We start from the raw sequence: 26,195 nt of genomic DNA, 5'->3' as shown, positions 1-26,195 counted from the left end.
TCGTGGTATGGCTATGAATCTTCGTCTGCGTGACGACCAGCAGGAGGCGCTCAAGCTGCGGGCCGAGGAGGAGGGGCGCAGCATGCACGCCATAGTGCTTCAGGCGATCGACCGGTACCTGGAGCAGGAGGCCGACCGGGCCACGGTCCGGCGCCTGGGGGCGAAGTACGCGGCGGGCCATGCCGACCTGCTGCGCAGGCTGGGGGAGTAGATGAAGTACCTCACGGTCCAGGAGGTCCTGGACCTGGCGGAGCTGGCGTGTGGGGAGCAGACGCAGGTCGCCGTGCGCGACCTGGGCCTGCTCAGCTCGGCCGTCCACCGTCCCCAGTCGCAGATGTTCGGTGTCGAGGCGTACACGGACCTCTTCGAGAAGGCGGCGGCGTTGCTGCAGTCGCTGACTGTGAACCATCCCCTGGTGGACGGCAACAAGCGCATGGGGTGGATGTGCACCGTCGTCTTCCTCGACTTCAACGGCACCGAGATGCTCGACGTCGATCAGGACGAGGCGTACAAGCTCGTCATCGAGGTGGCGTCCGGCGGCCTCGAGGACGTGAGTCTGATCGCCCGGCGGTTGAGGGCCCTGCACGAGGCCATGTGACCTCGGTCCCACCCACGGGTGACCCGGCCTCGTCCGCGCGTTGACGCGCCCGCCCCGCCGGTAGGGTGGCCCGGTTGTCATACCCAGCCGAGCCAGACCCGTCCGTTCCGCCGAGCCGCCCTACCCCACCTACGGAGACCGTGACTACCACCGCCGCCTCCACCACCTCCCACCACCTCTCTCCCGCCTTCCCCGGCCGCGCCCCCTGGGGCACCGCCAGCAAGCTGCGTGCCTGGCAGCAGGGGGCGATGGAGAAGTACGTCCAGGAGCAGCCGCGTGACTTCCTCGCGGTCGCGACCCCGGGCGCAGGCAAGACGACCTTCGCCCTCACCCTCGCGTCCTGGCTGCTGCATCACCATGTCGTGCAGCAGGTGACCGTGGTCGCGCCGACCGAGCATCTGAAGAAGCAGTGGGCGGAAGCGGCCGCGCGGATAGGGATCAAGCTGGACCCGGAGTACAGCGCGGGACCGCTCGGGAAGGACTATCACGGGGTCGCCGTGACGTATGCGGGTGTGGGCGTGCGGCCCATGCTGCACCGCAACCGGGTCGAGCAGCGCAAGACCCTCGTCATCCTCGACGAGATCCACCACGCCGGTGACTCGAAGTCGTGGGGCGAGGCATGTCTTGAAGCGTTCGAGCCCGCCACCCGCCGGCTCGCGCTCACCGGTACGCCCTTCCGGTCCGACACCAACCCCATCCCCTTCGTGACGTACGAAGAGGACAACGCGGGGATTCGGAGGTCGGCCGCCGACTACACCTACGGGTACGGCAACGCGCTCGCCGACCACGTCGTCCGGCCGGTCATCTTCCTCTCCTACAGCGGCAACATGCGCTGGCGCACCAAGGCCGGGGACGAGATCGCCGCCCGGCTCGGTGAGCCCATGACCAAGGACGCCATCAGCCAGGCGTGGCGGACCGCGCTCGATCCGCGCGGTGAGTGGATGCCCAGCGTGCTGCGCGCCGCCGATCAACGGCTCACCGAGGTGCGGAAGGCCATCCCGGATGCCGGGGCGCTCGTCATCGCCTCCGACCAGGACTCCGCGCGCGCCTACGCCAAGCTGATCCGGGAGATCACCGGGACCAAGGCGACCCTCGTCCTCTCCGATGACGCGGGCGCCTCGAAGCGGATCGACGACTTCAGCGCGAGCAACGACCGGTGGATGGTCGCGGTGCGGATGGTGTCGGAGGGCGTCGACGTGCCGCGGCTGGCGGTCGGGGTGTACGCCACCACCATCTCGACCCCCCTCTTCTTCGCCCAGGCCGTCGGGCGTTTCGTACGGTCCCGGCGGCGCGGTGAGACCGCGTCCGTGTTCCTGCCGACGGTCCCCGACCTCCTCACCTTCGCCAACGAGATGGAGGTGGAACGGGACCACGCCCTCGACAAGCCCAAGAAGGAGGGCGAGGAGGACCCGTACGCCGAGTCCGAGAAGGAGATGGAGGAGGCGAACAAGGAGCAGGACGAAGACACCGGCGAGCAGGAGCAGTTCGCCTTCGAGGCGCTGGAGTCCGAGGCCGTCTTCGACCGGGTGCTGTACGACGGCGCCGAGTTCGGGATGCAGGCCCACCCGGGGAGCGAGGAGGAGCAGGACTACCTCGGGATCCCGGGGCTGCTGGAGCCGGATCAGGTGCAGCTTCTCCTCCAGAAGCGGCAGGCCCGGCAGATCGCGCACAGCCGCAAGAAGCCGGACTCCGAGGCGGACCTCCTTGAGCTGCCCGCCGAGCGGCGGCCCGTCGTCTCGCACAAGGAGATGATGGAGCTGCGGAAGCAGCTCAACACCATGGTCAGCGCGTACGTCCATCAGAGCGGCAAGCCGCACGGCGTCATCCACACCGAGCTGCGGCGGGTGTGCGGGGGGCCGCCGAGCGCGGAGGCCACGGCGGGGCAGTTGCGGCAGCGGATCGCCAAGGTGCAGGAGTGGGCCACCCGGATGAAGTGACTCCGGTGAAGTGACCCCGGAGAAGTGACCCCGGAGAAGTGACCCCGGTGAGGTGACTCCGGTGAGGTGACTCCCGTGAAGTGACTTCGGGTACCGCGGGGCGTGTGGTGCGTGCCGAGCGCCGTATATATCAGGACAAAGCCGAGTGGTCCGTACCGGCCACTGCCCGGATTCTGGACGGAGCCTTCCGCTCAGCGAACCGGCATCGCTAAAGTCCCGCTACGCACACGCCCCGTGGCAGCGCCGCCGCGGAGCGCAGCCGTGAAGCGACGCGGTCCGGCGAATCACGCCGGGCCGCCGGCCGATCGGCGGCCTCTGACGCGCGTCACCGACGGGACTCGATGACGCAATCCCGCGGCAGGGCCGCCGACCTCACCACTTGGAGGAGTGGGCGTCGTGACCGCGGAGACCTCTCAGACGCTCGACCGAGGACTGCGTGTCCTCAAGCTGCTGGCCGATACGGACCACGGGCTGACCGTCACCGAGCTATCCAACAAACTGGGCGTGAACCGGACCGTGGTGTACCGGTTGCTCGCCACGCTGGAACAACACGCACTCGTACGGCGTGATCTGGGCGGACGTGCCCGGGTCGGGCTGGGGGTGCTGCGGCTTGGCCGCCAGGTGCATCCGTTGGTGCGTGAGGCGGCGTTGCCGGCGTTGCGTTCGCTGGCGGAGGACATAGGGGCGACGGCTCATCTCACGCTGGTGGATGGGGCGGAGGCGTTGGCCGTCGCTGTGGTGGAGCCCACGTGGACGGACTATCACGTGGCTTATCGGGCCGGGTTCCGGCATCCGCTGGAGCGGGGAGCGGCGGGGAAGGCGATTCTCTCCGCTCGGATTCAGCCGCTTCGGGATCCTGGGTACACGTTGACGCACGGGGAGTTGGAGGCGGGGGCCAGTGGGGCTGCCGCGCCGCTGATCGGGGTCACGGGTGTCGAGGGGAGTGTCGGGGTCGTGATGCTTGCCGATGCGGTGCCTGAGAGGGTTGGGCCGCGGGTTGTGGATGCGGCGCGGGAGGTTGCTGAAGCGCTGCGTTGAGCTGTGGGGCCGGGTGGGGGGCTGAGGTCGGGGTGGGTGCGCTCGCCCGCGCTGGCGGGGTGCCGCTGCGCCCACCCGTGCCGCCCCAGCGGCACGACTGCCCGCAGCTACGGCGACATCCGACTACCCCCCCCAGCTACGGCGACATGCGACTACCCCCAGCTGTGGCGACATGCGACTGCCTGTCCACAGCTACGGCGACACTCGACCCCCCAGCCGCGCCGCCCTCGGTTACCCGCGCGCTACGTGCTTTAGCCGATCCGCCAAACCGTCACCCCCACCTCTTGCCGATTCACCCACCGCCGTTCCCGCTCCCCTCCGCATCATCAGGGGCCAGGCAGCGGAACAGTGGAGGGAACGGCAGCGTGGAGACAGTGGGTACACGGCCGCCCGGCGGGCGGCAGGTGGGAGCGGTACGGCGGTTGGCGCGGCGGCAGGATGTCGGTGTGCTGGTCGGGGAGGCCGCTGGGAGTCCGCTGCGGCGGACCATGGGCGTCGGGCAGCTGACGCTGCTCAGTGTGGGGGCCACCCTCGGCACCGGCATCTTCGTCGTGCTCGGGGAGGCGGTGCCGGAGGCCGGGCCGGCGATTGTCGTGTCGTTCCTGCTGGCCGGAGTGACCGCGCTGTTCTCGGCGCTGTCGTACGCCGAGCTGGCCGGGATGATCCCCGGTTCGGGATCGTCGTACAGCTATGCCTACGCCACCCTCGGGGAGCTGGTCGCCTGGGTGTGCGGGTGGTGTCTGATCCTGGAGTACGGCGTGTCCGTCGCGGCGGTCGCCGTCGGCTGGGGGCAGTACGTCAATGAGCTGCTCGAACTCACTGCCGGGGTCTCCCTGCCCGAGACGCTCAGCGCGCCGCCCGGGCTCGGCGGGACGCTCAACATTCCGGCCGCGCTCATCGTCGTACTCGCGATGGTCGTGCTGTTGCGCGGCGCCCGGGAGAGTGCCGTCGCCAATACGGTCATGGTGGCCGTGAAGGTCGCCGCCCTGATCCTGTTCTGCGCGGTCGCCTTCACCGCGTTCCGGGCCGGGAACTTCCAGCCGCTCTTCCCGCTGGGCGCCGCCGGGATGAGTGCCGGAGCCGCCTCGCTGTTCTTCTCCTACATCGGCTTCGACGCCGCCTCGACCGCGGGGGAGGAGGCGAAGAACCCGCAGCGGGACCTGCCCCGGGCGATCCTGCTGTCGCTCTTCCTCGTCACGACCCTCTACGTCCTCGTCGCCGTCGCCGCGCTCGGCGCCATGCCGTGGCGGGAGTTCGAGGGGACGGAGGCGACGCTGAGCGAGGTGCTCGTGCGGGCCGTCGGGGGCGGCAGCCTCTGGCCGATCCTTCTCTCCGTCGGGGCCGTCGTCGCCACCACCAGCGTCGTGCTCACCGTGCAGTACGGACAGATCCGCATCCTCTTCGCGATGTCCCGGGACGGACTCGTGCCGCCGCTGTTCGCCAAGGTCCATCCGCGCACCGGGGTGCCGCGCGCCAACACCGTCATCGTGTCGTCCTTCATCGCGGTACTCGCCGCCCTCGTCCCCCTGGGCAGCCTCGCCGACGCCACCAGCATCGGCACACTCTTCGCGTTCATGCTGGTCAACCTCGCGGTCGTCCTCCTGCGCCGCCGCAGCCCCGACGCACCCCGCTCCTTCCGGGTGCCCTTCTCGCCGGTGACGCCGCTGCTGGGCGTCGGCTTCTGCGGGTACATGCTGTTCAGCCTCGGGACCGACACCTGGATCGCCTTCGGGGCGTGGATGGCGGCCGGGCTCGTCATCTACGCGACCTACGGCATCCGGCACTCCAAGCTCGGCAAGGCGGCCGCCGAGTGACCTCCCTCGACCTCACCACCGAGGGCGCCGACGTCGTCGCCCTCACCCGCGCTCTCGTCGACCTCCCCTCCGAGAGCGGGCAGGAGGGCCCGATCGCGGACGCCGTCGAAGCCGCCCTGCGCGCCCTTCCCCACCTCGCCGTCGAGCGCGTCGGCAACTCCGTCGTCGCACGGACGGAGCTCGGGCGGGCTCAACGGGTCGTGATCGCGGGGCACTTGGACACCGTCCCGGCGGCCGGAAATCTGCCCTCGACACAACAGGGCCCCTTTCTCTACGGCCTCGGCGCCTGCGACATGAAGGGCGGCCTCGCCGTCGCCCTCCGCCTCGCCGCGACCGTCACCGCGCCCGTCCACGACGTCACGTACGTCTTCTACGAGTGCGAGGAGGTCGAGGGCGACCGCAACGGACTGCGCCGGATCGCCGCCGAGCGTCCGGGTCTGCTGGCGGACGCCGACCTCGCCGTCCTCATGGAACCCTCCGACGCGGGCGTGGAGGCGGGCTGCCAGGGCGTGTTGAGCGCCGACATCGTCGTACGCGGCGAACGCGCCCACACCGCCCGCGCCTGGATGGGGGTCAACGCCGCCCATCTCGCCGCCCCGGTCCTGCAACGGCTCGCCGACCACACACCCGAGCGGGTCGTGATCGACGGCCTTGAGTACCGGGAGAGGCTCAGCACGGTGGCGGTACGGGCGGGGGTGGCCGGGAACGTCGTCCCCGACGAGTGCGTGGTCAGCGTCAACTCGCGGTTCGCGCCCAGCCGTTCGTCGGAGGAGGCGGAGGCGTATGTCCGCGGGCTCTTTCCCGAGTACGACGTCCAGGTCACCGAAGTCGTGCCGGGCGCCCTTCCCGGACTGGACCGGCTGGGCGGTCTTCTCGACGTCCTCGGCGCCGAACCACGCCCCAAGCTCGGCTGGACGGACGTCGCCCGGTTCGCGGCGCTCGGGGTGCCCGCGCTCAACTACGGCCCCGGAGACCCGTCGTTGGCGCACACGGCGGGGGAGTACGTGCCGGTGGAGCAGCTCCGCGGCTGCGAGGAGCGGCTCAGGAAGTGGCTCCTCTGAGCCCCGCCAGTGTCCTCAACTGAAGCCACAGCACGAGCCGTTCGTCGGGATCGTCGAGGTCGATCCCGACGTGCTGCTGGGCCTGCTTGAGGCGGTAGCGGCAGGTGTTCGGGTGCACGGCGAGGAGCTTGGCCGCGCCCGCCATGTCGCAACCCGCGTCGAACCAGCTGACCAGGGTGCGCGCGTAGTCGGTGCCGTGCTCGGCGTCGTACGCGAGCACCCGCCGCCACGCGCCCGCGCTCAACTCCCGCCGCTCGCCGAGGACTTCGGTGAGGCGGAGGAGGGTGACCCGGGCGCGTACCTCGTCGACGGTCGCCACCGGCAGTCCGGGGCCGAGGACGCGCAGCACCAGATCGGCGTCCGCCCGCGATCCCGTGACCTCCCCGAGCCCCGCGACCACCTCGCCCAACGCGGCCCGCACCGGCACCCGCAGCGCCTGCCCGGCCCGCGCCACGATGTCCTCGGCGAGCCGCCGGTGCCGTTCCCCGGCCCGCTCCTCGGGCGCCGGGAGCAGGGCGTACACCACCCCGTCGACCAGCACACACGCGTGCCGCCCGTAACGCGCCTCGCATTGCAGCCGTACGACGTCCAGGAGCCGGAGTCCGGTCTGCTCGGCGTCCGGGAGGCTGGCGGCGTCGAGGACGAACGCGGCCACCCGCACCGCGCCCTCAAGTCCGAGCCGGGGACCGGCCGTTGAGGCATCCGCCGTGCCGTCGAGGAGGCGGCGCAGCAGGTCGCTGTTCTGGTGGCGGGCCAGCTCTTGGGCCGCGCGGGCGCGGAGCAGCAGCAGGGCGGCCGTGGAGGCGCCCTGGGTGAGGGTGTCCTCGGCGTCCGGTGCGAGGGTGCCGTCGTCGACGACCCAGACCGAGCCGAGGGTCTCGCCGCCGGCCCGTACGGCGACCGCGAGGCGCGGCAGGTCGCCCTCGCGGAGCGCGGGGAGCCGTACCGCGCCGGAGGCCGCGAACAGCACCCGGTACTGCTCGCTGTTCTCCGGGCTGCCGGGCACCTGGAGGCCGAGGATGCCCTGCCGCCGGTCCTCGTCGACCGGCTGGCCGGGGACCGTGGAGTAGGCGAGGATCCGCTGCCGGGGGTCCTCCACGGCGGTCGCCCCGCCGGTGGCCGCGGCGATGGCGTCGGCGAGCGCGAAGAGGTCCCCATGGCCGCTGGACGACACCGGGCGCGCGCCGATCGCCGAGGCCAGCAGCAGGTGCACGTGGTGCCAGGCGGTGTCCTCGTCGACCGAGAGCAGCGCGATGCCGTACGCCTCCGCCTCCCCGACCGGACCGCCCTCGCCGCGGACGACCAACCCGGTCATCCCGGCCCCCGCGGCGGCCCGCACCAACGGCCCGGCCGCGGCCGCCCGCACCCCGACCGCCAGCAGCAGCGCGCCGGGAGTGTGCGGGAGCGGGGCGTGGGCGTCGTACAGGAGGGCCTCGGTGACCGGGGCGGTCAGGCCGGTGGCGGGGGCGGTGCGCAGGCGGACGGAGGGGCCGCCGATGACGTCCAGCAGGTCGCCGAGGGTGCAGGCGTCCATGGCACTCCTAGTGATGGGCCAGTCCTCGTCCCTGACCAGTCCTCATGATTGTCCGATCAGGAAAGGAACGTACGCATCTGTTGTGCAGGTGCACAACCCGGGGCGGCGATACGGCTTCGAGACTCGTCCCATGACCGCAGTCACCCTTCGCACGGTCCACGACGTCGCAGGCATCGCGGCCGTCACCGACTACTTCAGCGACGTCTGGCAGACCCCCCGCAGCGCCCCGCCCTACCCGGCCGAGGTGCTGCACAGCCTGATCCACGCGGGCGGCGCGGTGCACGCCGCGTACGAGGGGGCTCGGCTGGCCGGGGCGTCGGTCGCGGTGCTCGGGCCGCCCGGCGACACGTATTCGCTGGTCGCCGCCGCGGACCAGGGGCTCGGGCAGGTCGTGAAGCAGGCGCAGCGGGCCTGGGCCCTGGAGCGCGGCGCCCGCACCATGCGCTGGACCTTCGACCCGCTCGTCGGCCGCAACGCCCGCTTCAACCTGGCCAAGCTGGGGGCCGCCGGGACGGAGTACCTCGTCGACTTCTACGGTCCGATGGCGGACGGGGTGAACGACGGGGACGAGAGCGATCGGTTGACGGTGACGTGGGATCTGCGGGCACCCTCATCGACGTACAACACGCACGACCGTGGAGCCGACCGCGACGCCGCGCCCGCCACTCACCGTGGCCCCGACGGGGACCCCCTCGCCCGCCGTGACCTCGACGATCTGCACGTCTGGTGCCGGGTCCCGGAGGACATCGTCAAGTTGCGGGCCGCCGAGCCGGTGCTCGCGCTGCGGTGGCGGCATGCCGTGCGTGAGGTGTTCACGGAGGCCTTCGGGCAGGGGTTCAGGGCGACGGGGATGTCGCGGGACGGCTGGTACACGCTGACGCGTCGCGGAGAGGGTGTGGCGGCGTGAAGCTCGAACGCGTCGAGATCGTGCATGTGGCGATCCCGCTGGTCACCCCGTTCCGTACCTCCTTCGGGACGATGACGACGAAGGACACCTTCCTGCTGCACGTCGTGACGGACGTGGGGGAGGGCTGGTCGGAGTTCGCCGCCGATCCCGAGCCGCTGTACTGCTCGGAGTTCGTGGCGGGCGCGGAGATCGTGCTGCGGGACTTCCTGCTGCCACGCCTCGCGGCCCTGCCGACGGTGACCACGGCCGGGCTCGCCCCCGCTCTCGCCAAGGTCAAGGGGCACGAGCTGGCGAAGGCCGCGCTGGAGACGGCGGTGCTCGACGCGGAGCTGCGGTCGTACGGGATGCCGCTCGCGGTCTATCTGGGCGCGGTGCGCGACCGGGTCCCGGCGGGGGTGTCGGTCGGGATCAAGGGGTCCGTCGCGGAGCTGCTCGACGACGTCTCGCGTTATCTCGACGAGGGGTACGTCCGGATCAAGCTGAAGATCGAACCGGGGTGGGACGTCGAGCCGGTGCGGGCGGTGCGGGAGCGGTTCGGGGGCGAGCTGCCGTTGCAGGTGGACGCGAACACGGCGTACACGCTGGCGGACGCGGAGCATCTGCGGCGGCTGGACGAGTTCGGGCTGCTGCTGATCGAGGAGCCGTTGGAGGAGAACAATCTGTACGGGCACGCGCGGTTGCAGGAGCGGTTGTCGACTCCGGTCTGTCTGGACGAGTCGCTGCACAACGCCCGTGACACGGCTTCGGCGATCGCGATGGACGCCTGCCGGGTGGTGAACGTCAAGCCCGCTCGGGTCGGCGGCTATCTGGAGGCGCGGCGGGTCCATGACGTGGCGCATGCGCAGGGGGTGCCGGTGTGGTGCGGGGGGATGCTGGAGACGGGGATCGGGCGGGCACCGAATCTGGCGCTGGCGGCGCTGCCGGGGTTCAGCCTGCCCGGGGACACCTCGGCGTCGTCGCGGTACTTCGCGGAGGACATCACCGAGCCGTTCGTGCTGGAGGAGGGGCATCTGCCGGTTCCGGGGGGTCCCGGCATCGGGGTGGAGCCGTTGCCGGAGGCGCTGCGGAGGTTCACTGTGCGGCGGGGGGAGCTGTACCGGGGGTGAGCGGGACTGAGCGGGACTGAGCGGGACTGAGTGGGGTGGACCGGGTGGACCGGGTGGACCGGGGTGGCTCCACCCCCGCCCGGGCCCGCCCTGGCCGGAACTGGTCGTCGCGTTAGATTGATCCCGTGCTCTCTCGCCTCACGCGCCCCCAGGCCGTCGCCGTCTGCGCCCTGCCCGTCGTGGCCCTGCTCGCCACGGCCGCCTTCGCGCCGCTGCCGTTCTCGCTGGCGCAGCCCGGCATGACGGCGAACGTCCTCGGTGAGAACCAGGGCGCGCAGGTGATCACGATCTCCGGTGCGGAGACCCGTGAGACCAGCGGTGAGCTGCGCATGACGACCATCGAGGCGACCAACCCGGACGCGCGGGTCTCGCTCGGCGATGTGCTCGACGCGTGGTTCGCCACGGACCAGGCGGTCATGCCGCGCGACTCCGTCTACCCGAGCGGGCAGTCGACGAAGGAGATCGAGCAGCACAACACCGAGCAGATGGAGGAGTCGCAGGACGCGGCGACGGCGGCGGCGCTCAACTATCTCGACCTGAGCGCGTCGAAGGTCAAGGTCTCGCTGAAGCTGGCGGATGTCGGTGGGCCCAGTGCGGGGTTGCTGTTCTCGCTGGGCATCGTCGACAAGCTGAACGGCGACGGTGACGGCGGTGACCTCACCGGCGGTCGGGTCATCGCCGGGACCGGGACGATCGACGAGAGCGGCTCGGTGGGTGCGGTCGGCGGGGTGTCGCTGAAGACGCAGGCCGCGAAGCGGGACGGGGCGACGGTGTTCCTCGTCCCCAAGGACGAGTGCTCCGACGCGAAGGCGGAACTCCCCAAGGGGCTGCGGCTGATTCCGGTGACCACGCTGAAGGGTGCGGTGAGCTCGCTGGTGGCGCTGGAGACGGGGAAGGGGACTGTGCCGAGCTGCTAGGCGGGCGCGGGCTTCGGGGTGGGGGCTGCGGCCAGGCGGAGGCCGAGTTCCACGAGGGTCCAGCCGAGGCGGGTACGGAGCTCGCGGGCGGGCTTGGCCTCGGTGGCGAGCCGGTGTGCTTCGGCTTGGGTGCGGAGATCGGCGGCGTGCTGCTCGGCGAGGTGCCGGTGGATGTCGAAGTGCATGGCGGGGCCTCTCAGTCCGTGCGGGTGGGGAAGAGGTGCGTGTGAATGCGTACGCGCTCGGCCTCGGGGTTGTCCTTGTCGGCTTCGAACGTGTCGTAGCTCTTGAGCAACTCGTGCATTTTGGCGATGAGTTCACGGGAACGGTCCGGTGTCAGGCGGAGCGTGAAGTCGCTGAGGTCCATGGCGTGGTTCGACCACTCCGGGAGCCACTCGTCACGGGTCGCCACAAAGGTCGACACTTCGCGGGAGTGGTCGGTCGCGATCTCGTGCAGGAAGGTGTCGACCGCCCCGCGCACCGCCGGATCCGGGCTCTGGAGCAGGTCCTCGGTCACGCTGATGCCCTGCGCGACCGCCTGCCACCACCGCTCCCGCCCCTTCCCCCGCTCGGGCGCGTCCTCGACGAACCCGTGCGCGGCGAGCTGCCGCAGGTGGTAGCTCGTGGCCCCGCTGGACTCGGCCAGCCGCTCGGCGAGCATCGACGCGGTGGCGGGGCCGTGCCGGCGCAGGGCGCTCAGCAGCTCCATGCGCAGGGGGTGCGCGAGTCCGCGCAGTGAACGCGCGTCCAGTTTCCTGAGGTTGGGCTCTTCCGGCATGCGTACAAAGGTATCTATGCAAAGGCTCCTTTGCAACGCCTTCTTTGTAAGTCCCCGGACCTCAGCCCTCCTCAGCCCTCCTTCACGAACCCCTCCGCCACCATCCAGTCCAACGCCACCTGATGAGGGTCCTCCCCGTCCACATCCACCTTCGCGTTCAACTCCTGCGCCACCGCGTTGTTCAGCCTCTTAGTGATCGGGTCGAGGACCTCCTCGATCGCCGGCCACTTCTTCAGCGCCTTGGAGTTGATCTCGGGTGCGGCGTTGTAGTTGGGGAAGAACTTCTTGTCGTCGGACATCACCGCGAGGTTCATGGACTTGATGCGGCCGTCGGTGGTGAAGACCTCGCCGTAGGTGCAACTGCCCTTCTTCACCTGGGTGTAGATGATCCCGGTGTCCATCTGGGTGATGTTCTTCGCCGGGACGTCCATGCCGTACGCCTTCTCCATGCCCGGCAGCCCGTCCGCGCGGTTGGCGAACTCGCTCTCCACGCACAGGGTCACCGCGCCGGGGTCCGATTTCGACAGGGCCGCCACGTCCGACAGGGTCTTCGTGCCGTACTTCTTGAAGTTGGACTGGTTCATCGCGAGCGCGTAGGTGTTGTTGAGGGCAGCGGGCGGCAGCCAGGTCAGCCCGTTCTTCAGGTCGGCCTTGCGCACCGCCTCCCACTGCGCCTGAGGGTCGGCGATGGGCTCGCTGTTGCCCAGGTACGTGATCCAGGCGGTGCCCGTGTACTCGTACATCCCGTCCGCGTCACCGGACTTGACCGCCTCGCGCGCGCCGATCGAACCCTGGATCCCTGTACGGTCCAGCACGTCCGCGCCCGCTGCCTGGAAGGCGATGCCCATGATCGCGCCGAGGATCAACTGCTCGGTGAACTCCTTCGACGTGACCGTGAGGCTCGCGCCCTTCAGCGGCTCCCCCTGTCCGATCGAACCCGGCTTCACGTCGTCCACCATCGGCGAACCGCTCGTCAGGCCGCAGGCCGAGGCGAGCACCAGCACCCCCGCGACAGCGGCCATGCGCCTCACGTCCCCACCTCCAACCCCCGCGGCCTGAGCACCAGTTCCGCCAGTGACGCCAGCCAGTCGACCAGCAGCGCCAGCACCACCGTGAGGATCGAGCCCAGCATCAGCACCGGCATGCGCTGGTTCGTGATGCCGGTCGTGATCAGTACGCCCAGCCCGCCACCGCCCCCGAACGTGGCCAGCGTCGCCGTACCGACGTTCAGGACCAGGGCCGTCCGCACGCCCGCGAGGATCAGCGGGACCGCCAACGGCAGCTCCACCCGCGTCAGCACCCCCAGCGGAGACATCCCGATGCCGCGCGCCGCTTCCAGGAGCGTGGGGTCGTTCGCCTTGAGGCCCGCGATGGTGTTCGACAGGACCGGGAGGACGGCGTAGATGATGATGCCGATCAGCGCGGCCTTCGTACCCGTGCCCAGCCAGATCACCAGGAGAGCCAGGAGGCCGATCGCCGGGGTCGCCTGGCCCATGTTGGCGAGCGCCATCGCCACCGGGGCCGCCGGACGGAACATCCGCCGGGTGAGCAGGATCCCCAGCGGGATCGCGATGATCAGTACGAAGAAGGTCGAGATCGCCGTCAGTTTCACGTGCTGCCAAAGCGCTTTCGACACCTGGCCGTTCGACAGCGCGTTCTCCGAGATCGAGTCCAGGTCCGCCTGCTGGAACCACAGCCAGGTCGCCAGCAGCACCGCGACCAGCACGGCCGGCAGGAACGTCAGCTTCTGCCAGGTGATCCGCCGCTTCATGGAGACCTGCGGCGCCGGAGCCTCCCGCTCCTCCAGTACCTCCCGTTCCTCCACCTCGGGGACTCTCACGCCTTCTTCCCCCCGCCGTCTCCGTCGCCCTCCTGCTCGGCGTGCGTCTGGGCGGCCCGCGTCTCCTCCAGGTCGTGCTGGTGCTCCATCGCGTCCAGCCGGTCGGCCTCCAGCAGCTCGTGCACGGAGTTCATGAGCGTCTCCATGTCGACGACCCCGTCGTACTCCCCGCGCCGCCCGGTGACCGCGACCCGCCCCGCGTTGTCCGTCAGCACCGCTTCCAGCGCGTCCCGCAGGGTCGCGTCCCGTGTCACCGTGTCGCTGACCAGCGTCCCGGCCCGCGCCAGCGAGCCCTTCGCGCGCATCAGGTCGCCGCGCCGCAGCCATTTGTACGGGCGCCGCCGCTTGTCGAGGAGGAGGATCTCGTTCGTACCGCTGTCCCGGAGCTTGTTGAAGATCTCCTGGAGCGGGTCGTCGACGGTCACCACCGGGTAGTCGGTGATCTCCACATCCCGTACACGCGTGAGGTTCAGGCGCTTCAGCGCCGCCCCCGCCCCGACGAACCCCGACACGAAGTCGTCCGCCGGGTTGGTGAGGATCGCCTCCGGGGTGTCGAACTGAGCGATGTGAGAGCGTTCGCGCAGTACGGCGATACGGTCACCGAGCTTGATCGCCTCGTCGAAGTCGTGTGTGACGAAGACGATCGTCTTGTGCAGCTCGTGCTGCAATCTGATCAACTCGTCCTGGAGATGGTCGCGGGTGATCGGGTCGACCGCGCCGAACGGTTCGTCCATGAGCAGGACCGGAGGGTCCGCCGCCAACGCCCTCGCCACGCCCACCCGCTGCTGCTGGCCGCCCGACAGCTGGCGCGGGTAGCGGCCGTGGAACTCGCCCGGGTCTAGGCCCACCAGGTCGAGGAGTTCCTCCACCCGCGACTTGATCCGCGCCTTCCCCCAGCCGACCATCTTCGGCACCAGCGCGATGTTCTGCGCGACCGTCATGTGCGGGAACAGCCCCGCCGACTGGATCGCGTAGCCCACCTTGCGGCGCAGCTTGACCGGGTCGATGTCGGTCACATCCTCGCCGCCGATGCGGATCCGGCCGCCGGTCGGTTCGATCAGACGGTTGATCATCTTGAGCGTCGTCGACTTACCGCATCCGGAGGGGCCGACGAAGATGACGATCTCGCCCGCCTTGATCTCCATGTTGACGTTGTCGACGGAAGGCTGAGGATTGCCGGGATACCTCTTGGTCAGGTTTTCCAGCTCGATGGAGGCGCCGGAGGCGGCGGACGTCTCAGACACGGATCCCCCTGGGAATGGTCAGCCGTCCGATCAGGACGTACGCGGCGTCGAACAGCAGGGCCAGGACGATGATCCCGAGCGTGCCCGCGAGCACCTGGTTGAGCGCGTTCTTGCTGCCCAGCGAGGCGATCCCGCGGAAGATCTCATTGCCGAGACCGGGCCCGGAGGCGTAGGCGGCGATGGCCGCGATGCCCATCAGCATCTGCGTGGAGACCCGGATACCGGTCAGGATCGGCGGCCACGCCAGCGGCAGCTCGACCCGCACCAGCCGCATCAGCCGCGACATCCCGATGCCCGTCGCCGCGTCCACCAGGGACGGGTCGACCCCGCGGAGGCCGACGATCGCGTTGCGCACGATCGGCAGCAGGCCGTACAGGGTCAGCGCGATCACCGTGGGCGGTACGCCCAGCCCGACCATCGGGATGAGCAGACCGATCATGGCGAGCGACGGAATGGTCAGAATGGTCGAGGTGGCCGTCGTGGCGAGGTTCCCGGCCCATTCGCTGCGGTACGTCACCACACCGATCAGGACCCCGATCACCGTCGCCACGACCATGCACTGGAAGACGGCGCTCGCGTGTTGGTAGGCATCCGAGAGCAGCTGCTGATGGCGGCTGCCCAGGTACTCCCAGAAGTTCACATCGAGTCACCCCGGTCGGCTAGGTCAGGTCGGCCAGTCCCTCTCCTGGTCCTCGGCCGCCTGCTCCACCAGCGGGATGATCCGCAGCGGAACCGGGTTCTCCATCACGATCGCCGTGGCGGCCCGGACAATCCCATCAAAACCGACAACCCGGTCGATGACCCGCTGGAGATCCGCGTTGGAGCGGGCCACGAGCCGGCACAGCATGTCGCCGCTGCCCGTCGTGGTGTGCAGCTCCAGGACCTCCGGCACGGTCGCCAAGTGCGCCCGTACGTCCGCCCCTTGACCCTGCCGGATCTGGAGCGTGGCGAAGGCCGTCACCGGATAGCCGAGGGCCGCCGGATCCACCTGCGGCCCGAATCCCCGGATGACGCCATTCGACTGAAGCCGGTCCAGACGCGCCTGCACGGTCCCGCGCGCCACCCCCAGCCGCCGGGACATCTCCAGCACCCCGATCCGCGGCTCCCGCGCCAGCAGCACGATGATCCGTCCGTCCAGCCCGTCGATCCCCACGAGAGCCGCCCTTCCCAGTGGTCATCCTGTACAGAGAGCCGGTAAAAACCGCCCTCTCACTGGTCATCTTGCATAGCAGAAACGCAAACTATTGCGCACCTTGCCGCCGCGGAGAAGGCTGCCGCCATGGCCGTGACTTCTGCGAACACTCACCACACACCCGACACCGCCCGGCAGGCCGACCCCTTCCCGGTCAAGGGAATGGACGCGGTCGTCTTCGCCGTGGGCAACGCCAAGCAGGCGGCGCACTACTACTCCACCGCCTTCGGCATGAAGCTGGTCGCCTATTCCGGACCGGAGAACGGCAGCCGCGAGACCGCGAGCTACGTCCTGGAGAACGGCTCCGCCCGCTTCGTCCTCACCTCCGTCATCAAGCCCGCCACCACCTGGGGCCACTTCCTCGCCCAGCACGTGGCCGAGCACGGCGACGGCGTCATCGACCTCGCCATCGAGGTCCCGGACGCCCGCCGCGCCTACACCTACGCCCTGGAGCACGGCGCCCGCTCGGTCGCCGAGCCCTACGAGCTGAAGGACGAGCACGGCACCGTCGTCCTCGCCGCGATCGCCACCTACGGCGAGACCCGCCACACCCTCGTCGACCGCTCCGGCTACGACGGCCCCTACCTCCCCGGCTTCACCGCGGCGACCCCCCTCGTCGAGCCGCCCGCCCACCGCACCTTCCAGGCCATCGACCACTGCGTCGGCAACGTCGAGCTCGGCCGCATGAACGAGTGGGTCGGCTTCTACAACAAGGTCATGGGCTTCACGAACATGAAGGAGTTCGTGGGCGACGACATCGCCACCGAGTACAGCGCGCTGATGTCGAAGGTCGTCGCGGACGGCACGCTCAAGGTCAAGTTCCCGATCAACGAGCCCGCCATCGCGAAGAAGAAGTCCCAGATCGACGAGTACCTGGAGTTCTACGGCGGCGCCGGAGTCCAGCACATCGCGCTCAACACCAACGACATCGTCGAGACCGTAAGGACCATGCGGGCGGCGGGAGTTCAGTTCCTCGACACCCCGGACTCCTACTACGACACCCTCGGCGAATGGGTCGGCGACACCCGCGTCCCCGTCGACACCCTGCGCGAACTGAAGATCCTCGCCGACCGCGACGAGGACGGCTATCTGCTCCAGATCTTCACCAAGCCGGTCCAGGACAAGCCGACCGTCTTCTTCGAACTCATCGAACGGCACGGCTCGATGGGCTTCGGCAAGGGCAACTTCAAGGCCCTCTTCGAGGCGATCGAGCGAGAGCAGGCCCGCCGCGGGAACCTGTGAACCCACAGCGGGAACCTGTGAATCCACAAGCGCTTTCGTGAACCTTGAAACCGGCTCACGCGAGTTGACACTCTCTGGTCCTGTGGGCGTCACCCGGACGTCCGTACGTCCACAGGAACCAGGGGACCCCGATCGTGACCGACCGCATCGACCTCGACGTATCCGCCAAGCGCTGGCTGAGGGAAACGGCTCTCGCCGAGGGCACGGTCCTTCAGTCCTTCGCCTTCGACGAGGTGCACCGGCACCTCTACGTCCTCCAGGTCCGCCCCGGCGGCGGCGAGACCGGCGACCTGCGCCTCAACAAGCTCGACTACGAAGGCGAGTTGCTCGGCAGCATGAAGCTCCAGGGCTTCGGGCACGGCGTCAGCATGGGCGTCCAGAACGCCGCCGACGGCAAGGTCTGGCTATGGACCGAGGCCGACGCCAAGGGCGGCTACGGCCAGGGCGTCACCCGCTTCCAGTTCGCCGACGGCGCCACCCGCACCGGCAAGGACGTCAACATCCGCAAGCCGATACCGGGCTCCATCAACAACCAGCCCTCGGTCTGCATGGCATCCGGCCGCATAGCCGTCCGCTACCGCGTCAAGGGCAAGCCCCGCTACCGGATCTGGGACCTCGACACCTTCGTCGCCCGCGACTACGACCACCGCATCGCGGACATCGCCCAGCCCGAAGCCCACCCCAACTCCAAGATCCCCTTCCAGGGGTACGCCCTGCACGGCGACACCATCTACCAGCTCGCCGGCACGGCCTACGACCCCGAGGACAACCCGGCCGCCGCGTTCGGCAACGCCTACCTCTCCACCGTCGACATCCCCAGCGGCACGTCCGTCCAGCGCATGCGCACCGAGGCAGGCCGCTCCCTCGTCTACCGCGAGCCGGAGGGCCTCGCCGTCCGCCACAAGGGCGGGACCAGGCTGTTCATCGGGTTCGCCTCGGGAGCGGCGGGGGCGCGCAGGTTCTCGCTCTACAGCAAGGCGCCGGCGTAGCGGGTCGACGTAATGTGGCCGCATGGCCAGGATCAACGACGTCGGCGGCACCGTGGGCTTCGGCGCGATCGACACCACCGACGACACCGAGCCCTTCCACGCGGACTGGGAGGCCCGGGTCGTCGGCCTCTTCAACACCCTGCGCGGACAAGGGATCTTCAACACCAACGAGTTCCGGGACGCGATCGAGGCGATGCCGCCCGCGGAGTACCTGGCGGCCTCGTACTACGAGCGCTGGTTCACCGCGATCTGCGCCCTCCTGGAGCGCAAGGGCGTGATCGAGCCGGGTGAGCTCGATGACTGACGACCGCTCCACCCCGGGCACGGACCGCTTCCCGCCCGGCACCCGCGTCCGCACCTTCCCGCACGACCCGCCGCACCACACCCGGTTGCCCCGCTACGCGCGCGGCAAGCGGGGCGTGATCGTGGAGCCCGAGGGCCCGGACGAACTCCCCGACATCAGCGCCCAGGGCCGCGGGGACGCCCCCGTCGAGCAGATCTACGCGGTCCGCTTCGAGGCCCGGGACCTGTGGGGCGAGGGCGACCACCACGTCGTACTGGATCTGTGGGAAAGCTACTTGGAAGAGGACGGATTGGAAGAGGACGGAGAGGACGGGTCCCATGAGCGGTGACCACCACACCGATGCCACGATCGCCCGCCGCGTGCGCCGGCTGGAGACGCTCCTGGAGGAGCGGGGCCTGACCACCGGCGAGAAGGTGGACGAGGCCATCGACGCTTTCCTCGCCTCCTCGTCCCCCGCGAACGGGGCGAAGGTCATCGCCCGCGCCTGGACCGACGAGGCGTACAAGGGGCGTTTGCTGGCCGACGGGACCGCCGCGGTACAGGAGTTGGGCTTCATGGACGGCTCGTACCAGCGGCTGCGCGTCGTCGAGAACACCGCGACGACCCACAACGTCATCGTCTGCACCCTCTGCTCCTGCTACCCGCTGCGCCTGCTCGGCCCGTCCCCGAGCTGGTACAAGTCGGAGGCGTACCGCTCCCGGGTGGTCCGTGAACCCCGGGCCGTACTGCGGGAGTTCGGCCTCGACCTGCCCGACGCCGTCGACATCACGGTCTGGGACTCCAGCGCCGAGTCCCGCTACATGGTCCTGCCCCGCCGCCCCGAGGGGACCGAGAGCCTGGGAGAGGACGAACTGGCGGCACTCATCACCCGCAACGCGATGATCGGCACCGCCGCGGTCTAGCTCGTCAGGACTTCTCAGGCTTCGCCTTCGCGTCCATCGCCGGTACGTCGTCGGCGGGCGGCTCGCTCAGGGCCGTCAACGCCTGTTCGGCCAACGGCACTCGCAGCGGCGAGAAGTACGGGTTGATCCGCAGCGCCTCCTGAAGGTGCCGCCGGGCCGGTCCGTACTTCTCCGACTCCCGCTCGATCATGCCCCGGTGGAACACGTACAGCGCGCTGCGCACCCCACCCCCGTGCGCCTTGTCCGTGGCCCGCGTCGCGAACCGCAGCGCCTCCTCGTCCTCCCCGGCCCGGTGCAGCGCCCAGCCCAGCGCGTCGGCCACCGCGATCCCCGGCTGGCGCCGCCACTCGGCCCGCAACAGCCGTACGGCCGCCTCCGGATCCCCGTGGTCCGCCTCCAACTGACCGAGCACCAGCTGCTCGTCCACCCCGCCCCGCGCGGCGTGCCGCACCCGCGCCCGCAGCAGGTCGTACTGCACCCGGGCCGCCTGCCGCAGCCCCAGCGACTCGTACAACTCCCCGAGCTCCAGCGCGTACTGGGGGTCCGGCTGGTTCGTGAGCGCCACCCGGTACGCGCTCAGCGCCTCCGAGGTCCGCCCCAGCGCCGCCAGCGCCCGCCCCTGCCCGGCCTGCGCGGCCCGCTGGTCGGGATCGACCCGCACCGCCTCCTGGAAGTGCCGCAGCGCCACCTCCCGCTCCCCGCGCTCCCAGGCCAGCTGCCCCACCCGCTCCAGATACGCGGCCTGCTCGGCCGGTGCCACCGCCCCCGCCGCCGCGTCGGACAGCTGCGCCATCGCGTCCTCGCGCCAGCCCCGGTCCCGGTAGACACCCCCGGCCCGCGCCATCACGGCGGGCCCGCCCCGCAGCCCCTGCAACCGCTCCAGCGTCCGCCCGGCGGCCTTCCAGTCACCGAGGCCGGTATAGGCGTCGATCAGCGGCGGATACGTCGTCCAGCGCTTCGCGTCCAGCTTCAGCGCCGCCTCGCCGAACCCCTTCGCCGCCCGGAAGTCCCGCCGCGCGTTCGCCAGCACCGCCAGACCGCCCAGCGCCTCGGCGTTCCCCTTCGCCCGCGCCCTGAGCGACGTACGCAGGGCCCGGTCGGCCTTCGGGTAGTACGCCGACTCCGCCGTCCGCCGCCCCTGCTCCACATACGCGGCCCCCAGCACCGCCCACGACTCCGCGTCTTGCGGATGCCTGTGCAGATGCGCCTCCCGCTCACCGATCAGCACCGCCAGATCGGGCAGCGCGGCCGGCGCCCCCACGGCGACCGCCGCCCGGGCCTGCGCCCCGGGGGCCGGTGGCGCGGGCGCCCGCTCGGCGGGCGGCCGCCAGGGCAGCACCATCAGCGTTCCGCCGAGGACCAGGCACCCGGTGAGCGCGGCGGTCAGCACCCGCTGCCCGAGGCGCGAACGCCGGGGGGTCCCGTCGTGGTTCTCCGTGACGCTCCGGTTCTCCATGACGTTCTGGTTCTCCACGACGTTCTGGGTCTCCATGGCGCCCACTGTGCGTCAATACGACGACCACACCCGGGCATACGACGGCTGCCGCAGACGGGGTTCACACCGATGGACCCAGGTGCGACGCTGTGATCATGAGCCGTATCGAAGCCCCGCGCGACGAGGCCACCGGCAACCTGGTCGACCGCCTCCTCGCCGCTCTCCCCGCCGAGGCCGTCCTGACCGACCCGGACGTCACGGCCTCCTACGCCAACGACATGGCCAGCTTCTGCCCGGCCGGCGCCCCCGCCGTGGTCGTCCTGCCCCGCACGGTCGAGCAGGTCCAGCACGTCATGCGCGTGGCCACCGACCTACGCGTCCCGGTCGTCCCGCAGGGCGCCCGCACGGGCCTGTCCGGCGGCGCCAACGCCACCGACGGCTGCATCGCGCTGTCCCTGACCAAGATGGACCGCATCCTGGAGATCAGCCCCGTCGACCGCATCGCGGTCGTCGAGCCCGGCGTCATCAACGCCACCCTCTCCCGCGCGGTCAACGAACACGGCCTCTACTACCCGCCGGACCCCTCCAGCTGGGAGATGTGCACCATCGGCGGCAACATCGGCACCGCCTCCGGAGGCCTGTGCTGTGTGAAGTACGGGGTGACGGCGGAGTACGTCCTCGGCCTCGACGTCGTCCTCGCGGACGGCCGCCTGATGTCCACCGGCCGCCGCACCGCCAAGGGCGTCGCCGGATACGACCTGACCCGCCTGTTCGTCGGCTCGGAGGGCTCCCTCGGCATCGTCGTCCGGGCGACCCTCGCCCTGCGCCCGCAACCGCCCGAGCAGCTGGTGCTGGCCGCCGAGTTCGCCTCCGGCGCCGCCGCCTGCGACGCCGTCTGCCGGATCATGGAGGGCGGACACGTCCCGTCCCTCCTCGAACTGATGGACCGTACGACCGTCAAGGCCGTCAACGACCTCGCCCACATGGGCCTCCCGGAGACCACCGAGGCCCTGCTGCTCGCCGCCTTCGACACCACGGACCCGGCCGCCGACCTCGCGGCCCTCGGCGCCCTGTGCGAGGCGGCGGGCGCCACGCAGGTGGTCCCGGCCGACGACGTGGCCGAGTCGGAGCTGCTGCTCCAGGCCCGGCGGCTCTCGCTCACCGCCCTCGAAGCGGTCAAGGGCACCACGATGATCGACGACGTGTGCGTGCCCCGCTCCCGCCTCGCCGAACTGCTCGAAGGCACCGAGCGGATCGCCGAGAAACACCAGCTCACCATCGGCGTCGTCGCCCACGCCGGGGACGGCAACACCCACCCCACCGTCTGCTTCGACGCCGCCGACCCCGACGAGTCCCGGCGCGCCCGCGAGTCCTTCGACGAGATCATGGCCCTCGGCCTCGAACTCGGCGGCACGATCACCGGCGAGCACGGCGTGGGCGTACTGAAGAAGGAGTGGCTGGCGCGCGAGATCGGCCCGGTCGGGGTGGAGATGCAGCGGCAGATCAAGCAGGTCTTCGACCCGCTGGGGATCCTGAACCCCGGCAAGCTGTTCTGAACCTCGGCGGCTGACGGCCCTCCCTCGTGTCACTCCCCGTCCTTCGACTCGTCGCTCGGCCAGGGGTCGCGCAGCCACAGGTCGTCGGCGGGCGTCGGGGCGAGCAGCTCCGCCAGGGCGTCGTCGATCCCGAGCTGCTCGCCCTCAGACCCCGGGGGCACCACCCGCAGCGTCCGCTCCAGCCAGGCGGACACCTGGGCGGCGGGCGCCTCCAGGAGGGCGTCGCCGTCGGGCGAACTGAGCGCCATGAGGACGACACTCCGGCCCTCGACCTTCGTCGGCCACACCCGTACGTCCCCGTGACCGCACGGCCGGAACACCCCCTCCACGAGGAGCTCGCGGGCGAACGTCCAGTTCACGGGGTGGTCGGAGCCGATGTGGAAGGCGATGTGGACGGCGAAGGGGTCGTCGGTGCGGTAACTGAGCCGGGCCGGGACCGGGATGCTGCGCTCGGGGGACAGGATGAGTTTGAGCTCCAGCTCACGCTCTACCACGGTGTGCATGTCGTGCGTTCCTCTCTCGTGCACTGTCTCGTACGAGTGGAGAGAGGGGGTGGGGCCGGAAGCATTACGCGGGTTCGCGAAACTTTTTTCCCGATGCGTTCACGGTGTTGCCCAAAAGGGGTGGGTCCGGTGGGACTGGCGGTGGGGGTTGCGCCGGTCTGATAGATGTGGAGCCCCCCATATTGACCCCCGAGCAGATACGGGACGACGGACATGAGCGCCCCAACCCCGGCACCCGGCGACGACAGGCCCCGCGAAGGGTATTACCCGGACCCGTCCATTCCTGGATATGTCCGGTACTGGAACGGTGCCGCCTGGGTACCGGGCACGAGCCGCCCGGCCCCGTCGGCCGGCGAGCCCCTGGCACCCCCGCCGGGTACGGGCTCGGGGCCCTCGCAGGTGGAGGAGACGGGCCCGCACTTCTTCGACGAGGACCCGCAGCCGCAGGCATCCCCGTCCGACGCCCAGCACGGCAGCCGCCCCGAACCCGCCTCCGCCTGGGGCGCCGACCGCGCCCACCAGTCCGGCTTCGGCGGCGACCAGGACCGCCGCGTCTCCTGGGGCGCCGCCGCAGGCACCGACCCCCGCATCCCCTCCGACACGACCACCGGAGACGGCACGGCCACGATCCCGCCCGCGGACTCCGACCGACCCGCCTCCGGCAACACGTTCGTCTTCCGCAGGCCGACGGCTGGGGGAGCGGCGACACCGGGAACGGGTACGCCGACGCCGGGCGCCGGCAGCGGCGGCGGGGGCGCTTCCGGCGGTCCGGCTTCGGGCGGTCCCGGGGGCGCGTCCTCGGGTGCCCCCGGCACGGGTGGCTCGGGCGCCGGTGCTTCCGGCGGTCCGGCCTTCGGCGGTCCCGCTTCTGGTGGCGGTTCCGGTACGTCGGGTTCGGTTGCCCCCGGTACCGCGGGCCCCGGTGCTTCCGGTGGTCCCGCCTTCGGTGCTGCCGCCTCCGGGCGTCCCTCGGGTACCGCAACTCCCGGTGTTCCGGCTCCCGGTGGCCCCCTCGGTGACGAGGGCACCATGACCTTCCGGGCGCTCTCCCCGCGCACGCCCCAGCAGGGCGGGGCGCAGGCAGGGGGCACGGCGGGCGCACGCCCCGACGGCGGCGCGGCAGCGGGCGGGTTCGGTACCCAGCCCCCAGCCAACCCGGGCTCCGCCACCCCCGGTTCCGGCACCCCCGCCCCCAACGCCCCCGGCTTCGGCGCCGGCAAGGCGGCAGCTGACCGTGCGGCTGCCGCTCAGGCTCAGGCGGCCGCCGGGGTCCAGGCACCCGCCTCCGCCCTCGGCCAAGCCGCTCCCACGGCCCTCTCCGGACCCCAGCAGGCGAACCCCCAAGCCCAGGCCCAAGCCCAGGCCCAAGCCCAGGCCCAAGCCCAGGCTCCGGCCGCGTCCTCTCCCTCCCCCTCCGTCCCCGTCCAGCCCACCCCCATGACCAGTGGCCCCGGTGGCGGTCAGCCCTCCTGGGCGCAGCAGGTGCATCGGCTGGCCGGGGCCGAGGAGCAGCCCGTCGCGCCCTGGAAGCCCCCGGTCGACGACATCTTCCAGGCCGCCGCCCGCCGCCAGGCCTCCGCCCGCCCCGCGGGGCTCGGGAAGCGGTTCGCCGCGCGGCTTCTCGACAGCGTCGTCCTTCTCGGTGTGACCGCCGTGGCCGCCGTCCCGCTCGGCACCAAGGCGATCGACCACGTCAACGAGAAGATCGACGCGGCCAAGCTCTCCGGCGAGACGGTCACCGTCTGGCTCCTCGACGGCACGACGTCGGCCTACCTCGGCATCGTCCTCGCCGTACTCCTCCTCTTCGGCGTCCTCTACGAGGCGCTGCCCACCGCCAAGTGGGGCCGCACCCTCGGCAAGAAGCTGCTCGGTCTGGAGGTGCGGGACATCGAGGGCGGCGAACCCCCGTCCTTCGGCTCGGCCCTGCGCCGCTGGCTCGTCTACAGCGTCCCCGGCCTCCTCGCGATCGGTGTCGTGGGCGTCGTATGGGGCCTGTTCGACAAGCCGTGGCGCCAGTGCTGGCACGACAAGGCCGCACATACGTTCGTAGCCGGATAGCTGCCGGACCGCGGCCTACCTCACCTGGAGCAGCCGATTCCGTACCCCGGACGGCCGCTCGCCGGATGCGGAGCCGGTGGGTTCGCGGTCGACTCGGGCCATGAGCAGCGAACCGCCCCCCGGCGCCGGCCAGGAGCCGCCGGAAGACGACCCGTTCAGGAAGCAGCCCCCGCCGTACGGAGGCGGTCCTCAGGGCGAGAGTCCCTACGGCGGCAGCCCCTACGGCGGCGACAGTCCCTACGGCGGCGGCAGCCCGTACGGCGGCGGTGACCCGTACGGCGGTGGCTCGTACCCCAACGACCCGCTCGCCGGCATGCCCCCGCTCGCCGACAGCGGCAAGCGCACGCTGGCGAGGATCATCGACCTGATCCTGGTCGGGATCGTCGTCGCACTGCTCACCTGGGGCTTCGGGGTCAACGAGTACGACATGGACGCCGACAAGGTCGAGTACGGCAAGTCGTTCACGCAGTCGCTCATCGCGGCCGTGCTCTACATCGCGTACGACACCGTGATGATCAGCCGCACCGGGCAGACGCTCGGCAAGAAGTGGCTGAAGATGCGCGTGGCCAACCTGGAGAACGGCTCCACGCCCTCCGTGCAGACCGCGCTGACGCGCTCGGCCGTGCTGTGGATCCCGTTCGCGTTCTGCTGCGCGTGCGTGTGGACCGCGATCTCGGGCGGCTGGAGCTTCTTCGACAAGCCCTACAAGCAGGGCCTGCACGACAAGGCGGCGAAGACGGTGGTGGTCAGCACCGGCTGACCGGCACCGTCCCGACCACCACCGCCACCACCGTCGAACGCGACCGTCAGGCGGCGGTCTTGGAGCTCGTGGCCACGGCCGGCACGGGCTCCTCGGCCGTCTCGGGAGCGGGCGTGCGCAACGCGACCACACGCGACTTCGGCATGGGTACCGTCATGGCGACGAGGAGCCCGAGAGCGAGCGCCGCGACGGCGATGATCGCGATCCCCACGCCCGAACTCGTCTGAGACAGCAGCAGCATGGCGAGCGTCGAGAAGATCACGGTGAACGAACCGTAGGCGAGCTGTGCGGCAGTCGGACGAGGCATGGCAATCGTGTCCTCGGAAGTGGGGGTCCACGGGGGTGTCGGCCTGGCTTTCCGCCGAATTCTGGGCGTTCCGCCGATCGACTCTAATCGCGTGCATGCCCGAGCGGAACGAACAGTAAGCGTGACCTAACCAACAGTACCGGTGCATGGGGGGCGCACGGAGTCATACCGTC

Annotated in this window: 28 protein-coding genes; 17 read left to right on the top strand and 11 right to left on the bottom strand. The window is 70.7% G+C overall.

Features of this window, described 5'->3' with window-relative positions; genetic code table 11:
• Positions 1-13: 13 nt before the first annotated feature.
• The 6 genes from ABZ928_RS28125 (at position 14) to dapE (ending at position 6,448) form a co-directional block, all read left to right on the top strand.
• On the top strand, positions 14-211 hold the full coding sequence (locus ABZ928_RS28125; RefSeq protein WP_013003224.1) for an Arc family DNA-binding protein: 198 nt from the start codon (positions 14-16) through the stop codon (positions 209-211).
• Positions 212-598, top strand: a complete 387-nt coding sequence (locus ABZ928_RS28120; RefSeq protein WP_361524593.1) for a type II toxin-antitoxin system death-on-curing family toxin — start codon at positions 212-214, stop codon at positions 596-598.
• A gap of 140 nt (positions 599-738) precedes the next feature.
• Positions 739-2,535 carry a DEAD/DEAH box helicase gene (locus ABZ928_RS28115; protein ID WP_361524590.1) on the top strand — a complete coding sequence of 599 codons (1,797 nt, stop codon included), beginning with the start codon at positions 739-741 and terminating at the stop codon, positions 2,533-2,535.
• A 396-nt stretch (positions 2,536-2,931) separates the two neighbouring features.
• A complete protein-coding gene (locus ABZ928_RS28110) occupies positions 2,932-3,573 on the top strand; it encodes a helix-turn-helix domain-containing protein (RefSeq protein WP_361524587.1) in 642 nt (213 codons plus the stop codon).
• Positions 3,574-3,938: 365 nt separating this feature from the next.
• Positions 3,939-5,387 (top strand): amino acid permease, encoded by a 1,449-nt coding sequence (locus tag ABZ928_RS28105; RefSeq protein ID WP_361524584.1) that lies wholly within the window; start codon positions 3,939-3,941, stop codon positions 5,385-5,387.
• Positions 5,384-6,448: a succinyl-diaminopimelate desuccinylase gene (dapE, locus tag ABZ928_RS28100; protein WP_361524581.1), complete on the top strand. Its 1,065-nt coding sequence runs from the start codon at positions 5,384-5,386 to the stop codon at positions 6,446-6,448. Before ABZ928_RS28105 ends, dapE begins: the two co-directional genes overlap by 4 nt.
• Here the strand turns inward: dapE and ABZ928_RS28095 are convergent.
• Positions 6,429-7,982, bottom strand: coding sequence for a helix-turn-helix domain-containing protein (locus ABZ928_RS28095; RefSeq protein WP_361524579.1), 1,554 nt, complete (start codon positions 7,980-7,982; stop codon positions 6,429-6,431). The two genes, dapE and ABZ928_RS28095, sit on opposite strands and share 20 nt — an antisense overlap.
• Before the next feature lie 130 nt (positions 7,983-8,112).
• On the opposite strand from ABZ928_RS28095, the gene ABZ928_RS28090 reads away from it, so the two are divergent.
• From ABZ928_RS28090 to ABZ928_RS28080, 3 genes are all read left to right on the top strand, one after another.
• On the top strand, positions 8,113-8,889 hold the full coding sequence (locus ABZ928_RS28090; protein ID WP_361524576.1) for a chorismate synthase: 777 nt from the start codon (positions 8,113-8,115) through the stop codon (positions 8,887-8,889).
• Complete coding sequence (gene menC / locus ABZ928_RS28085; protein WP_361524573.1) at positions 8,886-9,995, top strand: o-succinylbenzoate synthase; 1,110 nt, start codon at positions 8,886-8,888, stop codon at positions 9,993-9,995. The genes ABZ928_RS28090 and menC overlap by 4 nt, the downstream gene beginning before the upstream one ends.
• 125 nt (positions 9,996-10,120) lie before the next feature.
• A complete protein-coding gene (locus tag ABZ928_RS28080; protein WP_361524571.1) occupies positions 10,121-10,912 on the top strand; it encodes a S16 family serine protease in 792 nt (263 codons plus the stop codon).
• Here the strand turns inward: ABZ928_RS28080 and ABZ928_RS28075 are convergent.
• The 7 genes from ABZ928_RS28075 to ABZ928_RS28045 form a co-directional block, all read right to left on the bottom strand.
• Positions 10,909-11,097 carry a hypothetical protein gene (locus ABZ928_RS28075; RefSeq protein WP_361524568.1) on the bottom strand — a complete coding sequence of 63 codons (189 nt, stop codon included), beginning with the start codon at positions 11,095-11,097 and terminating at the stop codon, positions 10,909-10,911. The genes ABZ928_RS28080 and ABZ928_RS28075 overlap by 4 nt on opposite strands.
• Before the next feature lie 11 nt (positions 11,098-11,108).
• A complete protein-coding gene (locus ABZ928_RS28070) occupies positions 11,109-11,690 on the bottom strand; it encodes a helix-turn-helix domain-containing protein (protein ID WP_361524565.1) in 582 nt (193 codons plus the stop codon).
• Between the two features lie 71 nt (positions 11,691-11,761).
• A complete protein-coding gene (locus tag ABZ928_RS28065) occupies positions 11,762-12,712 on the bottom strand; it encodes a glycine betaine ABC transporter substrate-binding protein (RefSeq protein WP_361524562.1) in 951 nt (316 codons plus the stop codon).
• Positions 12,713-12,717: 5 nt separating this feature from the next.
• Complete coding sequence (locus ABZ928_RS28060) at positions 12,718-13,461, bottom strand: ABC transporter permease (RefSeq protein WP_361524690.1); 744 nt, start codon at positions 13,459-13,461, stop codon at positions 12,718-12,720.
• 65 nt (positions 13,462-13,526) lie between these two features.
• Entirely contained in the window at positions 13,527-14,774 is a 1,248-nt protein-coding gene (locus tag ABZ928_RS28055; protein WP_361524559.1) for a betaine/proline/choline family ABC transporter ATP-binding protein, read from the bottom strand.
• Entirely contained in the window at positions 14,767-15,414 is a 648-nt protein-coding gene (locus tag ABZ928_RS28050) for an ABC transporter permease (RefSeq protein WP_361524556.1), read from the bottom strand. The genes ABZ928_RS28055 and ABZ928_RS28050 overlap by 8 nt, the downstream gene beginning before the upstream one ends.
• Before the next feature lie 24 nt (positions 15,415-15,438).
• Positions 15,439-15,927 carry an Lrp/AsnC family transcriptional regulator gene (locus ABZ928_RS28045; RefSeq protein ID WP_361524553.1) on the bottom strand — a complete coding sequence of 163 codons (489 nt, stop codon included), beginning with the start codon at positions 15,925-15,927 and terminating at the stop codon, positions 15,439-15,441.
• A gap of 126 nt (positions 15,928-16,053) precedes the next feature.
• Here ABZ928_RS28045 and hppD point away from each other — a divergent pair, with 126 nt between their 5' ends.
• From hppD to nthA, 5 genes are all read left to right on the top strand, one after another.
• Positions 16,054-17,208: a 4-hydroxyphenylpyruvate dioxygenase gene (gene hppD, locus ABZ928_RS28040; RefSeq protein ID WP_361524549.1), complete on the top strand. Its 1,155-nt coding sequence runs from the start codon at positions 16,054-16,056 to the stop codon at positions 17,206-17,208.
• A 134-nt stretch (positions 17,209-17,342) separates the two neighbouring features.
• Positions 17,343-18,197: a Teichoic acid biosynthesis protein C (Precursor) gene (locus ABZ928_RS28035; protein WP_361524546.1), complete on the top strand. Its 855-nt coding sequence runs from the start codon at positions 17,343-17,345 to the stop codon at positions 18,195-18,197.
• A gap of 22 nt (positions 18,198-18,219) precedes the next feature.
• A complete protein-coding gene (locus ABZ928_RS28030) occupies positions 18,220-18,501 on the top strand; it encodes a hypothetical protein (protein ID WP_361524543.1) in 282 nt (93 codons plus the stop codon).
• The gene (locus tag ABZ928_RS28025) at positions 18,494-18,829 is read left to right on the top strand and encodes an SH3-like domain-containing protein (protein WP_361524540.1); all 336 of its coding nucleotides are present in this window, start codon (positions 18,494-18,496) and stop codon (positions 18,827-18,829) included. Before ABZ928_RS28030 ends, ABZ928_RS28025 begins: the two co-directional genes overlap by 8 nt.
• Positions 18,819-19,403, top strand: a complete 585-nt coding sequence (gene nthA / locus ABZ928_RS28020) for a nitrile hydratase subunit alpha (RefSeq protein WP_361524537.1) — start codon at positions 18,819-18,821, stop codon at positions 19,401-19,403. The genes ABZ928_RS28025 and nthA overlap by 11 nt, the downstream gene beginning before the upstream one ends.
• Before the next feature lie 4 nt (positions 19,404-19,407).
• Here nthA and ABZ928_RS28015 read toward each other — a convergent pair whose 3' ends face one another.
• Positions 19,408-20,859, bottom strand: a complete 1,452-nt coding sequence (locus tag ABZ928_RS28015; RefSeq protein ID WP_361524687.1) for a tetratricopeptide repeat protein — start codon at positions 20,857-20,859, stop codon at positions 19,408-19,410.
• A gap of 128 nt (positions 20,860-20,987) precedes the next feature.
• Between ABZ928_RS28015 and ABZ928_RS28010 the strand changes: the two genes are divergently transcribed.
• Positions 20,988-22,394, top strand: a complete 1,407-nt coding sequence (locus ABZ928_RS28010) for an FAD-linked oxidase C-terminal domain-containing protein (RefSeq protein ID WP_361524534.1) — start codon at positions 20,988-20,990, stop codon at positions 22,392-22,394.
• 29 nt (positions 22,395-22,423) lie between these two features.
• On the opposite strand, the gene ABZ928_RS28005 is transcribed toward ABZ928_RS28010, so the two are convergent.
• Positions 22,424-22,897, bottom strand: coding sequence for an SsgA family sporulation/cell division regulator (locus ABZ928_RS28005; protein WP_361524532.1), 474 nt, complete (start codon positions 22,895-22,897; stop codon positions 22,424-22,426).
• A gap of 213 nt (positions 22,898-23,110) precedes the next feature.
• Here ABZ928_RS28005 and ABZ928_RS28000 point away from each other — a divergent pair, with 213 nt between their 5' ends.
• Positions 23,111-24,955: an RDD family protein gene (locus ABZ928_RS28000; RefSeq protein WP_361524529.1), complete on the top strand. Its 1,845-nt coding sequence runs from the start codon at positions 23,111-23,113 to the stop codon at positions 24,953-24,955.
• A 100-nt stretch (positions 24,956-25,055) separates the two neighbouring features.
• On the top strand, positions 25,056-25,715 hold the full coding sequence (locus ABZ928_RS27995; RefSeq protein ID WP_361524527.1) for an RDD family protein: 660 nt from the start codon (positions 25,056-25,058) through the stop codon (positions 25,713-25,715).
• 46 nt (positions 25,716-25,761) lie between these two features.
• Here ABZ928_RS27995 and ABZ928_RS27990 read toward each other — a convergent pair whose 3' ends face one another.
• Complete coding sequence (locus tag ABZ928_RS27990) at positions 25,762-26,022, bottom strand: hypothetical protein (RefSeq protein WP_361524525.1); 261 nt, start codon at positions 26,020-26,022, stop codon at positions 25,762-25,764.
• Between the last annotated feature and the right edge of the window lie 173 nt (positions 26,023-26,195).

The sequence above is a fragment of the Streptomyces sp. NPDC046909 genome (genome assembly GCF_040644695.1).
GTDB lineage: Bacteria > Actinomycetota > Actinomycetes > Streptomycetales > Streptomycetaceae > Streptomyces.
The sequence above is the reverse complement of the archived record's forward strand: the minus strand, read 5'-3'. Positions and strand labels throughout refer to the sequence as shown.